The following is an 11,720-nucleotide window of genomic DNA, read 5'->3' on the forward strand; positions in this document are numbered from 1 at the left end:
TCGCTCTGACGCATAAACAACTTCAGCCAAGTGAGTACGGAGAGGCGACATGCGCGCACGGATCTACCAGCCTTCGCGGAATGCGATGACATCGGGTACGGCCAAGACCCGGCATTGGGTGTTGGAATATGCCCCAGCATCCACGCGCGAGGTTGATCCGTTGATGGGCTGGACGTCTTCCAGTGACACCCAGACCCAGGTGCGTCTGAATTTCGACACCAAGGAAGAGGCGCTGGATTACGCCAAGGACAACGGTATCGACGCACAGGTCAGTGAACCGCATAAACGCAAGCCGAACCTGCGCGCGCGCGGTTATGGCGAGAATTTTGCCACCGATCGGCGCGCACCCTGGACGCATTAAATGATCGACATTCGCGAGGCTGACCCAACCTCCGACGCATTGCGCCCGGTGGTCGAGGCGCATTTTGCCCATAGCGAAACCGCCGGGCCAGCCGAGAGCAATCACACGATGGATGCCAGTGCCTTGGCCGGGCCCGGAATGCGGTTCTGGGCTTTGTATGAGGGTAACAAGGTGCTGGGCTGCGGCGCGCTCAAGGCGCTGCCGGATGGGACCGCCGAAGTCAAATCCGTGCATATCCTTGCAACCGCACGTGGCCGCGGTCTGGCGCGAGTGATGATGACCCATCTTGCTGATCACGCACGGGTCGAAGGGACCTCGGCGCTGGTTCTTGAGACGGGCGCCGATCATCTGTCCTACTACGACGCCGCGCGCAGGCTGTATGAAGCGCTGGGCTATTCCTATTGCGGCCCGATCTACGGCTATGAGGCCGACCCCAACAGCGCCTTCATGCGATTGGATCTAAAGCCCGCAGAATAGGCCGGTTGTTAGGCACTACCTTCGTTCAGCAATGCCACGACCTGTTGCGTTTCGGGCCTTTGCCGCGTTGCGCCAGGTATGTGGACGAACAGAAAGCGGCCCGTTGGGCAGGTGTATTCGCTTGCAGACTTAAGAGCGCGGCTTGCCAGGGCATCCTCAAGCAAACATAGATGCCCCATCAGAATACCCGCACCTGCCTTCGCTTCCTCCACGGCCAGGCTGTACAGAGAAAACTGCGGCCCGGTCTGCGCATCCTGCAGTTCAATTCCCGTGTTCTGTGACCAGATTGTCCAATCGTCGTTCCAGGTCTGGTCATGCAGAAGGACGGTGTCGACAAAGTGGTTCATATGTTCAATCAGGCTAGGCGCGCCGACCGGAGAGATGAGATCGGGGCAAATGCAAATCTGCTCGGGCTCAGCATCGGGTTCGCCAATGAATATGGCCAGATCGAACAATTCCCGATCAAGACTGGGTGGATTTTCCATCGCGGTCACCGAAAAATTGATATGCGGAAACTGCGCCCTGACCCGGCTTAGCCGTTTTGGTAGCCAAAGCTGCGCAACAGATGGCAAGGCGGCGATATGAAAATCGGCGTTGGGTTTGAGGTTGCGGAGGGCACGCGCCGCCTCGGCCAACCCGTCGAACGCCGCAGAGAATTCAGCCACCAGCGAAGCCCCGGCCTTGGTCAGTTCCACCCCCTGCGCGTTGCGCCGAAACAACGCGGTACCTGCCCAGCCCTCCAATGTCTTGATGTGCTGCGAAATCGCTCCGGGCGTGACGCTCAATTCCTCAGCGGCGGCGACAAAGCTGACATGACGTGCGGCAGCTTCAAAGGCGCGCATTGCATTCAGCGGGGGCCCTTTCGGGCGTTTGGGCATGACACTCATTTCAAGCCTTAGTTTTTCTACGCCAAGAAATAGCAAATCTGCTTTGCGCTGTCACGAAATGGCTGCCACCATGCTGCAAAACGGAGGACGTCCAATGACGCTTGCACAACGAGATTGGGTGCCGAGCACCAGTGAAACCCTGATTCAGGACATAGCGGCCACGACGGCGTCCGCAACGTCTGCCGATCTGCTGGCCCGTATCGAGCAGCTGGCCGAGCAGAACCGAGTGATCCATGAGGAAGAGTGCTTTAACCTCAACCCTGCGACCAATGTGATGAACCCGAAAGCCGAAGCGCTATTATCCTCTGGCATCGGGTCGCGCCCCTCTTTGGGGTATCCCGGCGACAAATACGAAATGGGACTGGAAGCGATCGAGGAAATCGAAGTGATCGCGGCCCAGCTTTGCGCGGATGTGTTCGATGCCAAATTCGCCGAGGTTCGTGTGCCTTCTGGTGCGATTGCCAACCTCTATGGCTTTATGGCCACCTGCAAACCGGGCGACACAATCATTGCGCCGCCCGCATCCCTAGGCGGGCATGTGACGCATCATGTCGATGGCTGCGCCGGCTTATACGGCTTGCGCACGATAGAGGCCCCGGTGAATGCCGATGGCTATACCGTTGATCTGGACCAACTGCGGGCGCTGGCACGGGCCGAGCGGCCCAAGTTGATTACGATTGGTGGCAGCCTGAACCTGTTCGAGCATCCCGTGTCCGAAGTGCGGTCCATCGCCGATGAGGTCGGGGCCAAGGTCATGTTCGATGCGGCCCATCAATGCGGCATTATTGCCGGGCGCGCCTGGTCCAACCCGCTGGCCGAGGGCGCGCATTTCATGACGATGAGCACCTATAAAAGCCTTGGTGGCCCTGCAGGTGGGCTGATCGTTTCGAATGATGCAGAAATCGCCAAAGTGCTGGACGCTATCGCCTTTCCCGGCATGACGGCCAATTTCGATGCGGCGAAAACTGCCGCACTTGCGGTCACGATGCTGGACTGGAAAGACTTTGGCGTGGCCTATGCGAAAGAGATGATCGCTATGGCGCAGGCATTGGCTGCGGCTTTGGATGCACAAAATGTGCCTGTGTTCGCTGGGGCCGAGGGCTTTACCAACTCTCACCAGTTCGCTGTGCTGGCCGAGCCATTCGGGGGCGGGCAAGCGGCCTCAAAAACCTTACGCCAAGCTGGGTTCCTTGCCTGCGGCATCGGTCTGCCAGTGGCGGCGGTTGAAGGTGATATGAACGGTCTGCGAATTGGCACGCCTGAGCTTGTGCGCTGGGGGATGACCGCAGGCGATGCGGATCGTCTGGCTGGGTTGATCAAACAAGGTCTGCAGGGCGCGCCGATTGCCTCCGAGGTTTCAGCCTGGAGACGCGCGTTCAATACGCTGTGCTTTGTCCATTAGATCACCGTTTCCAAAAGCAACCGGCGCGCACGGTGTTTGGTGATCGTTCAATCCCGGCCTTCACAAATGAATGGCCGGGATCTGTTCCGCTTGATCCAAACTTAGTTTCCCAGAATTCCAGGCAGGCGCAGCCCGTGTTCACGAGCGCAATCCTTGGCCAGGTCATAACCCGCATCGGCGTGACGCCACACACCCGAGGCAGGGTCGTTCCACAAAACGCGCTCCAGGCGTTTGGCAGCATCATCGGTGCCGTCGGCGCAGATCACCACACCCGCATGCTGGGAAAAGCCCATGCCAACGCCACCGCCATGGTGCAGAGATACCCATGTCGCGCCCGAGGCAGTGTTGACCAGTGCATTTAGCAGAGGCCAGTCCGAGACCGCGTCAGACCCGTCCTTCATCGCTTCGGTCTCGCGGTTGGGCGAGGCGACTGAACCGGAATCCAGATGGTCACGACCAATGACCACCGGCGCGCTTAGCTCGCCCGTTCTAACCATCTCGTTAAACGCCAGACCCAGGCGATGTCGGTCACCCAGACCAACCCAACAGATACGCGCAGGAAGGCCTTGGAATGCGATCCGTTCGCGCGCCATATCCAGCCAGTTGTGCAGATGTGTGTTGTCGGGCAGCAGTTCCTTGACCTTTTGATCGGTCTTATAGATGTCCTCGGGGTCGCCCGACAGGGCCGCCCAGCGGAACGGGCCGATGCCACGGCAAAACAGCGGGCGGATATAGGCAGGCACAAAGCCGGGGAAGGCAAAGGCGTCTTCCAGACCTTCCTCAAGCGCCATTTGCCGGATGTTGTTGCCATAGTCGACGGTTGGAACACCATCATTGTGAAAGGCAACCATCGCCGCGACCTGCACCTTCATCGAGGCGCGGGCTGCCTTTTCCACTTCCTTCGGAGCGGTTTCGGCCTTGGATCGCCACTCGGCTACGGTCCAACCTTGAGGCAGGTACCCATTGATCGGGTCATGCGCGCTGGTCTGATCGGTGACGATGTCGGGCTTGACGCCGCGTTTGTGGATCTCGGGGAAGATATCGGCGGCATTGCCGATCAGCGCCACGGATTTGGCTTCGCCCGCTTTGGTCCAACGCTCGATCATATCCAGCGCCTCGTCCAGGCTGTGGGTTTTCTCGTCGACATAGCGCGTGCGCAGTCGGAAATCGGCGGATTTCTCGTCGCACTCCACGGCCAGACAGCAGGCACCCGCCATCACAGCAGCCAGTGGCTGAGCACCGCCCATACCACCCAGACCCCCGGTCAGGATCCAACGGCCTTTCAGACTGCCACCATAGTGCTGGCGTCCTGCTTCCATGAAGGTCTCATAGGTGCCTTGGACGATGCCCTGCGACCCGATGTAAATCCAGGAACCCGCAGTCATCTGGCCATACATCGCCAGACCTTTCTTATCCAACTCGTTGAAGTGATCCCAATTCGCCCAATGCGGCACCAGGTTCGAGTTGGCAATCAGCACGCGCGGTGCGTCCTTGTGGGTTTTCACGATGGCGATAGGCTTTCCCGACTGCACGACCAGGGTTTCGTCCGCTTCCAGATCTTTCAGGCTGTCGACGATCAGGTCGAAATCCTTCCAGGTTCGCGCGGCCCGGCCTATGCCGCCATATACTACCAGCTCGTGCGGGTTTTCTGCCACGTCGGGATGCAGGTTGTTCATCAGCATCCGCAGTGGTGCTTCGGTCAACCAGCTTTTGGCATTCAGTTCGGTCCCGGTTGGCGGATAGATGTCCCGGCTGTTCTTACGAGGATTGCTCATCGGTCATTCCCTTCAGATTGGATAGAGCCCGGCAGGGCAAGGGCATTGAAGTTTTCAATCATGTGTCTCGGCTGCGGTCGCGCGCCATCATGGCAAAGACCGCCATCAGTTAAGGCCCGGCAAAGAGGCGTTCAGCGCGTTCAGCAACGCGCCCGACGCGACTAATTCCTTTGCCGCTTTCAGATCGGGCGCCATATAGCGATCCTCTTGCAGGCTCGAAACATCCTCGCGCAGCCGTGCGATGGCCTGTTGCAGCAACGGGCTCGTCTGGAGGGGGGCGCGGAATTCGATGCCACGCGCGGCGCAGAGCAGCTCGACCCCAAGGATATGGTTGAGGTTTTCGACCATGCGGGACAGCCGCCGCGCACCATGCGCTGCCATCGAGACGTGATCTTCCTGATTGGCGGAGGTGGGTGTTGAATCGGTGACACATGGGTTGGCCAGATGCTTGTTCTCGCTCATCAAAGCGGCTGTCGTCACCTCGGCAATCATCAGGCCGGAATTCAATCCGGGTTCAGGTGTCAGAAAGGGCGGAAGATCGAAGCTGAGCGTTGGATCGACCATCAGAGCAATACGCCGTTGACTGATCGCGCCAATCTCGGACAATGCCAGCGCAATCATGTCAGCAGCGAACCCAACGGGTTCCGCGTGAAAATTACCACCGGACACGATCATATCCGCTTCGGTCAGCACAAGTGGGTTGTCTGTTGCAGCATTCGCTTCGATCAAAAGGGTCTGTGCGGCCTGTCGCAGGACATCCATCGCCGCACCAGTCACCTGCGGCTGACAGCGGATGCAATAGGGATCCTGAACACGTGTATCATCATCCCGGTGGCTTTCTCGAATTTCGGATTGCGCCAGTATCTCACGCATCGAACCTGCCGCTTCGATCTGGCCACGATGTCCTCGCAGTGCATGGATTTCGGGCTGCAGCGGAGCGGTTGATCCCATGATGGCATCGGTGGACATGGCCGAGATGACCAGCGCATTGCGCACAGCACGCCAGACTTCGAACAGACCGGCAAGCGCATAGGCCGTTGAAAACTGTGTGCCATTGATAAAGGCCAAACCTTCCTTGGGGCCAAGCTCGATCGGGGACAGGCCAGCCTTTGCAAGCGCCTCGGCACCCGGAAGAATTTCGCCTTTATATTCCGCCTCTCCCTCACCGATCACTACTGCGGTCATATGTGAAAGAGGTGCCAGGTCGCCTGACGCGCCAACCGATCCCTGATTCGGAACAACAGGGGTGACGCCTTTTTCCAGCATGCCTTGCATAAGTTCGACCAGTTGCCAGCGGACGCCAGATGCGCCACGGCCAAAACTCAATAGCTTAAGAGACATCATAAGCCGAACCATCCGGCGGGGCATCGCGTTTCCTACGCCGCAGCAATGGCTGAGGATCAGGTTTCGCTGCAAAGTGGCGGTGTCTTCAGATTTGATCTTGAGGCTGGCCAATTTGCCAAAACCCGTGTTGACGCCATAAACCGGTACATCACCCGCAGCGGCGATAGCGATCCGTTTCGCGGCCGCCTCGACCGCAGGACGACACGTCGGATCAAGTATGACCGAGGCTTCATCCCGATAGATGGTTTCAAGCTGAGGCAGAGTAGCCTGCCCGGGTGCCAGAGTGAGAGTTGTCACGCTTGACCTCCAAAGATGCGTTTGTGAAGCGGGTTGAACCCGATACGATAAGAAAGCTCGGCCGGACGGCCCACATTCCAGACCGCCAGATCGGCCCGCTGACCCGCGGCGATCATACCGCGATCACTCAAACCAAGGGCACGAGCTGCGTTACAGGTTACGCCCGCAAGTGTTTCCTCTGGCGTCATGCGGAACAGGGTGCAGCCCATATTCATGGTCAGAAGAAGAGATGTCAGGGGGGATGATCCCGGATTGCAATCGGTTGCCAGTGCCATTGGGACATCGTGTTTGCGCAGCAGCTCAATCGGAGGCTGACGCGTTTCACGCAGAGTATAGAACGCACCGGGCAGGATTACGCCCGCTGTTCCCGCCTGGGCCATGGTGATCACGCCGTCTTCGTCAAGATACTCGATATGATCCGCAGACAATGCGCCATAGGAGGCGGCAAGCTGCGCCCCGCCCAGATTAGAAAGCTGCTCGGCATGCAGTTTAACCGGAAGGCCAAGCGCTGCGGCGGCGTCAAAGACACGGGCGATCTGTTTGGGCTGAAAGGCGATCCCTTCGCAGAATCCGTCAACCGCATCGACCAGCCCTTCTACATGGGCGGCCCGCAAGGTCGGAATGACGACCTCGTCGATATAGGCGTCATCGCGCCCCTTGTACTCTGGCGGAGTCGCGTGGGCGCCCAGATATGTGGTTTGAACAGAAACCGGGCGACGTTTTCCAATTTCGCGCGCGGCGCGCAGCATGTTCAGCTCTGTCTGTTGTTCTAGCCCATAGCCGGACTTGATTTCGATAGTGGTCATGCCCTCTTGGGTCATCGCGTCGACGCGGGGCAATGCACTTTCTATCAGCTCTTCCAGGCTGGCGGCCCGTGTCGCTTGAACGGTTGCGTTAATACCGCCTCCGGCGCGCGCAACCTGTTCATAGCTTGCACCATTCAGGCGCATTTCAAACTCTTGGGCGCGGTCGCCGCCAAATACAACATGGGTGTGGCAGTCGATCAAACCGGGCGTCACAAGGCGTCCGTTCAGATCCTCGGCCTCAAGCTCGGTATATTCATCGGGCAGATCGCGTCTGGGTCCGACCCATTCGATAAACTCACCTGATATTACGATGATGCCATCCTCGATTAGCCCATAAGGGCCCTGCTGGCTGGCTTGTGTTGCAATTTTTGCGCCACGAAGGGTTGTTTTACCAGTCATGAGAATCTGATCCCAAGTTGCAATGCTTCTGAAATAGGTATATTGATTACTGAATAATGTGTACACAAAATAATGAAAGGCATCGCGCCGAAGCCGCCTTCTTGGAGTCAAATTAGGTAGAGGTCATAGGTGCGGGGCAGCGTTACATGCTTCATTGCAGATGTCTTATGTGTATGTATAAGCCAATTAAGGCCGGTTTTTGAGTTGGGGAATTTTATGGCAAGACCTCAGGGGAACATGAGCTTTCGGGACATCAAGCAGGTGGTTTTGGATCGAATCCAAACCGGTATCTGGAGCCCGGATTCCATTTTGCCAAGCGAGGTGGATTTGGCCGCTGAATTCTCAAGTACACGAACAACGGTCAACCGGGCGTTGAGAGAGCTTGCCGAAGAAGGATACCTGGAAAGAAAACGCAAGGCCGGCACGCGGGTTCTGAATTCTCCCATCAGAAAGGCGCAATTTGCGATCCCTTTGGTGCGTGACGAGATAACGGCCACCGGTGCGGCCTATCGGTACTCTTTGGTGGACCGAGAGGTGCAACCCGCACCGTCCTGGCTGGCATCACGCCTCGACCTGAAAAAAGAGCAGGACGTCTTGCACCTGCGATGTATGCATTATGCCGACAACGTAGCGTTTCAGCTTGAGGTGCGATGGATAGTTGCCGACGTTGTACCTGAAGTGTTGGAGGAAAGTTTCGATCAATCGGGGCCGAATGACTGGTTGGTTAACAGGGTGCCATTCAGCAATCTGGAGCTTAGTTTCATGGCGACCAAGGCTGATGGTGAAATCTCCAAGTTCCTGGACACGCCACCTGGCGACCCGATCTTTACTGCCGAACGCATTACCTGGCTGCGTCACGCGCCGGTGACATATGCCAAGCTTTACTTTGCGCCGGGATACCGGATGACGACGCATCTCTGATCTGACCGGAGTCCAGCTTTTGGGGCGGTAAAAAATGTCGGTTTTCGTCGGTCTGCCGAATTATGGGCTGACAGAACATCAAACAAAGGGAACGCGATGGCTGTTCAGAATCTGATGACGTTTAAGGTGGGTGCAACGCCGATTTTGCTGAATGTCCCACATGCCGGAACCTTGCTGCCTCCGGAGATAGAACGCCGTTTGCGACCCGCCGCGCTGGAGCTGAAGGATACGGATTGGCACATGGACAAGCTGTCGCTGCCTTGTGCCGAATTGGGTGTGGGTGTCATGGCGGCGCAGTATTCGCGCTATGTGGTGGACCTGAACCGTTCAGCTGATGACGCGCCGCTTTATTCCGGTCCGACAACCGGCCTGATATCGCAAATCGATTTTGACGGTCAGCCGCTTTATCTGGAAGGGCAAGAGCCAGATGGGCAGGAGACACAGGCGCGCATCCAATCCTATTGGGCACCGTATCATCAGGCGCTCAAGGCTGAGATTCTGCGGATCAGGGCGCAGTTTGGCACCTGCATACTGTTGGATCTGCATTCCATCCGTTCCGAAGTGCCAAGGCTGTTTGATGGGGTGCTGCCGGATTTGAATCTGGGCACAAATAGCGGGGCCAGCACAGCCGCGCGCTTTGAGGCCTGCGCCGAAAGATCGCTGGGGTCCGGCCAATACAGCTTTGTCAAAAACGGCCGCTTTAAGGGAGGCCATATTACCCGGCACTATGGCCAACCCGACCAGAACATTCATGCGCTGCAACTCGAAATTGCACAGTCCGCCTATATGATCGAGCACGCCCCTTGGGACCTTGTGCCCCCTAAGGCAGAGGTGCTTGGCGCCGCGATCAAGAACCTTGTTACCGCGTTGCTGGATGAAGTTAACACCACCCGTGGATGACCCAAACAGACTCGCCGATACGGCAGCCAAGTAAAGGAAAGTGGATGACAACTGGATTTCATTTCAAACAGGCACTGACGGACCAGGGCTGGCTTAGCAATATCTCCGTAACCGTTACGGAATCTGGTGAGTTCGGAGCACTGGTCGCGGACGACAATCCCAACGCCTATCCGGTGATTGAAAGCCCGGTTGTGCCGGGCATGCCCAACCTTCACAGTCATTCCTTTCAATACGCGATGGCGGGGTTATCAGAAGTGCGCCGGAATCCGGTCGACAGCTTCTGGTCCTGGCGCGAAATGATGTATTATTTCGCTCATAATGTATCGCCCGAGGACCTGCAGGCAATCACTGCCAAGCTGTATATGGAATTGCTCAAAGGCGGTTATACCGAGATTGTCGAGTTTCATTATCTGCACAATGAAGAAGATGGAGCGCACTATGCCCAATCTGAGGAGCTGTCTTCTGCAATTGTCTCTGCTGCAGATCGAACGAGCCTCAGCCTGACGCATCTTCCGGTGTTTTATGCACACGCAAATTTCGGCGGCGTGTCTCCGCAAGATGCTCAGAGGCGATTCACCAACACACGTGATCAATACGCTTTGCTGATCGAAACCCTGAAGCAGCAGCATGAAAAGCTTAACCTCGGAATCGCGCCGCATTCCCTGCGCGCCGTAACCGAGGATGAAATGTCATGGCTTATGGAGCTTCGGCAAGACCAGTTGCCGGGGTGTCCAGTTCACATCCATGTGGCCGAACAGACCAAAGAGGTGGAAGACAGTATCGCCCATAGTGGCAAACGCTCTGTTTCGGCGCTGATGGACCAGGTCCAGATTGACGCCGCGTGGTGCCTGATCCATGCCACCCATCTGGATGACGCCGAGGTTGCGGCCATTGCCGCTTCGGGCGCGACCGTGGGTCTGTGCCCGCTGACGGAATCAAATCTTGGAGACGGGATTTTCCGGGCGGTCGATTTCGTGGCAGCAAGTGGCCATTTTGGTATCGGCTCTGACAGCAACATCTGTACCCAGGCAGTTCAGGAGCTGCGCACACTGGAATATAGTCAGCGCCTGCTGCACCGGCAGCGCAATGTTATGTGCTCCAAGGACATGCCCAATGTCGGCGGTTATCTCTGGCAAGCAGCCGCCCAAGGTGGAGCGCGTGCAGCCGGGCGCAATATCGGCCGTATCGCAGAAGGGTGCCGTGCCGATTTTGTAGAACTGTCTTACGATAGGAATGGTCTGATGGCGGCGGTGTCGCCCGGAGCCGTGCTGGATTTCCACATGTTCTCGGGTCAGCAGGCAGAAATCATTGCCGTCTATGTTGCTGGTCAAAAGGTCATTGAAGATGGTCAGCACCCCGATCACGAGTCCATCGACGCCGGATATATTTCCACCATGCGTCGGTTGGCGCAAAAACTATGATGAAGGGTGAATAGAACCAACGGAACTCATTACTGCGCGAGCTTAAGAACCTTGGGGCACTTGGTGCTGGTCAGGCTGAAATCATTGTCCGAGATCGCCGAGGAATTTTCTGTCACCCAGCCCATTGGTTTCGAACATTCCAGTTGGTTCGCGCCTTCCGTACCTTGTCACATCAATGGCGCGCGTGATGCTGGCGGATCTGAGCGAAACGGAACTGGATCACCGTACCCCCCCCCATGACGGGTCTGGGCATGTGTGCGGTGCTATTAACAATTCCGGCCACCGCAATCAGCTGGGATCTGCGGAAGATCTGATCAAACAGGTTTGCCACTGCGCGGTGCAATATCAAATTGCAGTGATGCAGGTGACGGCATCCCAGTTTGCCGATGTATTCTGTCATCGTGACAGGCTGCAAATGCGGCCTGAATTAGTCTGGTAAGTTCGACTCGGTTAGGGCCTTTTGAGGCATGGCTTCGAGGTGCAGTTCACCCAGCAATCAAGGTACCTGTATAAGCTTGCTCCGGTCAGAGATAATGCTGAAATCAGAGAGGTTTTTTGCCCCAAAACCTCATCTCTCCATCAAGTTGACAAGGCGAGGGATTTGACTGATACAGCCAGAATATGAGCGGGCCGTTAGCTCAGCTGGATTAGAGCAGGGAACTTCTAATTCTCAGGTCGGGGGTTCGAGTCCTCCACGGCTCGCCAAATGCACAATTCCTAGTTGAGTATA

At 57.0% G+C, this 11,720-nt stretch carries 11 protein-coding genes and 1 tRNA gene; 8 read left to right on the top strand and 4 right to left on the bottom strand.

Annotated features, from left to right (window positions below; translation table 11 throughout):
- Positions 1 to 49: 49 nt before the first annotated feature.
- Both AC2FGB_RS06200 and AC2FGB_RS06205 read left to right on the top strand, forming a co-directional pair.
- Positions 50 to 361, top strand: a complete 312-nt coding sequence (locus tag AC2FGB_RS06200; protein WP_142635668.1) for an ETC complex I subunit — start codon at positions 50 to 52, stop codon at positions 359 to 361.
- Positions 362 to 838 carry a GNAT family N-acetyltransferase gene (locus AC2FGB_RS06205; RefSeq protein ID WP_142635670.1) on the top strand — a complete coding sequence of 159 codons (477 nt, stop codon included), beginning with the start codon at positions 362 to 364 and terminating at the stop codon, positions 836 to 838. It begins immediately after the preceding gene.
- 8 nt (positions 839 to 846) lie between these two features.
- On the opposite strand, the gene AC2FGB_RS06210 is transcribed toward AC2FGB_RS06205, so the two are convergent.
- On the bottom strand, positions 847 to 1,716 hold the full coding sequence (locus AC2FGB_RS06210; RefSeq protein ID WP_496693621.1) for a LysR family transcriptional regulator: 870 nt from the start codon (positions 1,714 to 1,716) through the stop codon (positions 847 to 849).
- A gap of 103 nt (positions 1,717 to 1,819) precedes the next feature.
- On the opposite strand from AC2FGB_RS06210, the gene glyA reads away from it, so the two are divergent.
- On the top strand, positions 1,820 to 3,127 hold the full coding sequence (gene glyA, locus AC2FGB_RS06215; protein WP_496693622.1) for a serine hydroxymethyltransferase: 1,308 nt from the start codon (positions 1,820 to 1,822) through the stop codon (positions 3,125 to 3,127).
- Positions 3,128 to 3,228: 101 nt separating this feature from the next.
- Here glyA and hutU read toward each other — a convergent pair whose 3' ends face one another.
- From hutU to hutI, 3 genes are all read right to left on the bottom strand, one after another.
- The gene (hutU, locus tag AC2FGB_RS06220; protein WP_496693623.1) at positions 3,229 to 4,902 is read right to left on the bottom strand and encodes a urocanate hydratase; all 1,674 of its coding nucleotides are present in this window, start codon (positions 4,900 to 4,902) and stop codon (positions 3,229 to 3,231) included.
- A 105-nt stretch (positions 4,903 to 5,007) separates the two neighbouring features.
- Positions 5,008 to 6,543: a histidine ammonia-lyase gene (hutH, locus tag AC2FGB_RS06225; protein ID WP_496693624.1), complete on the bottom strand. Its 1,536-nt coding sequence runs from the start codon at positions 6,541 to 6,543 to the stop codon at positions 5,008 to 5,010.
- Positions 6,540 to 7,748 (bottom strand): imidazolonepropionase, encoded by a 1,209-nt coding sequence (gene hutI / locus AC2FGB_RS06230; protein ID WP_496693625.1) that lies wholly within the window; start codon positions 7,746 to 7,748, stop codon positions 6,540 to 6,542. Before hutI ends, hutH begins: the two co-directional genes overlap by 4 nt.
- A gap of 216 nt (positions 7,749 to 7,964) precedes the next feature.
- Between hutI and hutC the strand changes: the two genes are divergently transcribed.
- The 5 genes from hutC (at position 7,965) to AC2FGB_RS06255 (ending at position 11,695) form a co-directional block, all read left to right on the top strand.
- On the top strand, positions 7,965 to 8,669 hold the full coding sequence (gene hutC / locus AC2FGB_RS06235; protein ID WP_496693626.1) for a histidine utilization transcriptional repressor HutC: 705 nt from the start codon (positions 7,965 to 7,967) through the stop codon (positions 8,667 to 8,669).
- A gap of 96 nt (positions 8,670 to 8,765) precedes the next feature.
- Positions 8,766 to 9,569: an N-formylglutamate deformylase gene (gene hutG / locus AC2FGB_RS06240; protein WP_281995358.1), complete on the top strand. Its 804-nt coding sequence runs from the start codon at positions 8,766 to 8,768 to the stop codon at positions 9,567 to 9,569.
- Positions 9,570 to 9,613: 44 nt separating this feature from the next.
- Positions 9,614 to 10,990 carry a formimidoylglutamate deiminase gene (locus AC2FGB_RS06245; RefSeq protein WP_496688875.1) on the top strand — a complete coding sequence of 459 codons (1,377 nt, stop codon included), beginning with the start codon at positions 9,614 to 9,616 and terminating at the stop codon, positions 10,988 to 10,990.
- 175 nt (positions 10,991 to 11,165) lie between these two features.
- Positions 11,166 to 11,429 (top strand): hypothetical protein, encoded by a 264-nt coding sequence (locus AC2FGB_RS06250; protein ID WP_496693627.1) that lies wholly within the window; start codon positions 11,166 to 11,168, stop codon positions 11,427 to 11,429.
- Positions 11,430 to 11,617: 188 nt separating this feature from the next.
- Positions 11,618 to 11,695: transfer RNA gene (locus AC2FGB_RS06255), tRNA-Arg, on the top strand.
- The last annotated feature ends 25 nt before the right edge of the window (positions 11,696 to 11,720 follow it).

The organism is Ruegeria sp. CDSC021 (assembly GCF_059610845.1).

What these genes read in the sequence shown, in the direction of transcription:
- AC2FGB_RS06200 (WP_142635668.1), top strand. Translation starts at nt 50, where the DNA reads ATGCGCGCACGGATCTACCAGCCTTCGCGGAATGCGATGACATCGGGT.
- AC2FGB_RS06205 (WP_142635670.1), top strand. Translation starts at nt 362, where the DNA reads ATGATCGACATTCGCGAGGCTGACCCAACCTCCGACGCATTGCGCCCG.
- AC2FGB_RS06210 (WP_496693621.1), bottom strand. Translation starts at nt 1,716, where the DNA reads ATGCCCAAACGCCCGAAAGGGCCCCCGCTGAATGCAATGCGCGCCTTT.
- glyA (WP_496693622.1), top strand. Translation starts at nt 1,820, where the DNA reads ATGACGCTTGCACAACGAGATTGGGTGCCGAGCACCAGTGAAACCCTG.
- hutU (WP_496693623.1), bottom strand. Translation starts at nt 4,902, where the DNA reads ATGAGCAATCCTCGTAAGAACAGCCGGGACATCTATCCGCCAACCGGG.
- hutI (WP_496693625.1), bottom strand. Translation starts at nt 7,748, where the DNA reads ATGACTGGTAAAACAACCCTTCGTGGCGCAAAAATTGCAACACAAGCC.
- hutC (WP_496693626.1), top strand. Translation starts at nt 7,965, where the DNA reads ATGGCAAGACCTCAGGGGAACATGAGCTTTCGGGACATCAAGCAGGTG.
- hutG (WP_281995358.1), top strand. Translation starts at nt 8,766, where the DNA reads ATGGCTGTTCAGAATCTGATGACGTTTAAGGTGGGTGCAACGCCGATT.
- AC2FGB_RS06245 (WP_496688875.1), top strand. Translation starts at nt 9,614, where the DNA reads ATGACAACTGGATTTCATTTCAAACAGGCACTGACGGACCAGGGCTGG.
- AC2FGB_RS06250 (WP_496693627.1), top strand. Translation starts at nt 11,166, where the DNA reads ATGGCGCGCGTGATGCTGGCGGATCTGAGCGAAACGGAACTGGATCAC.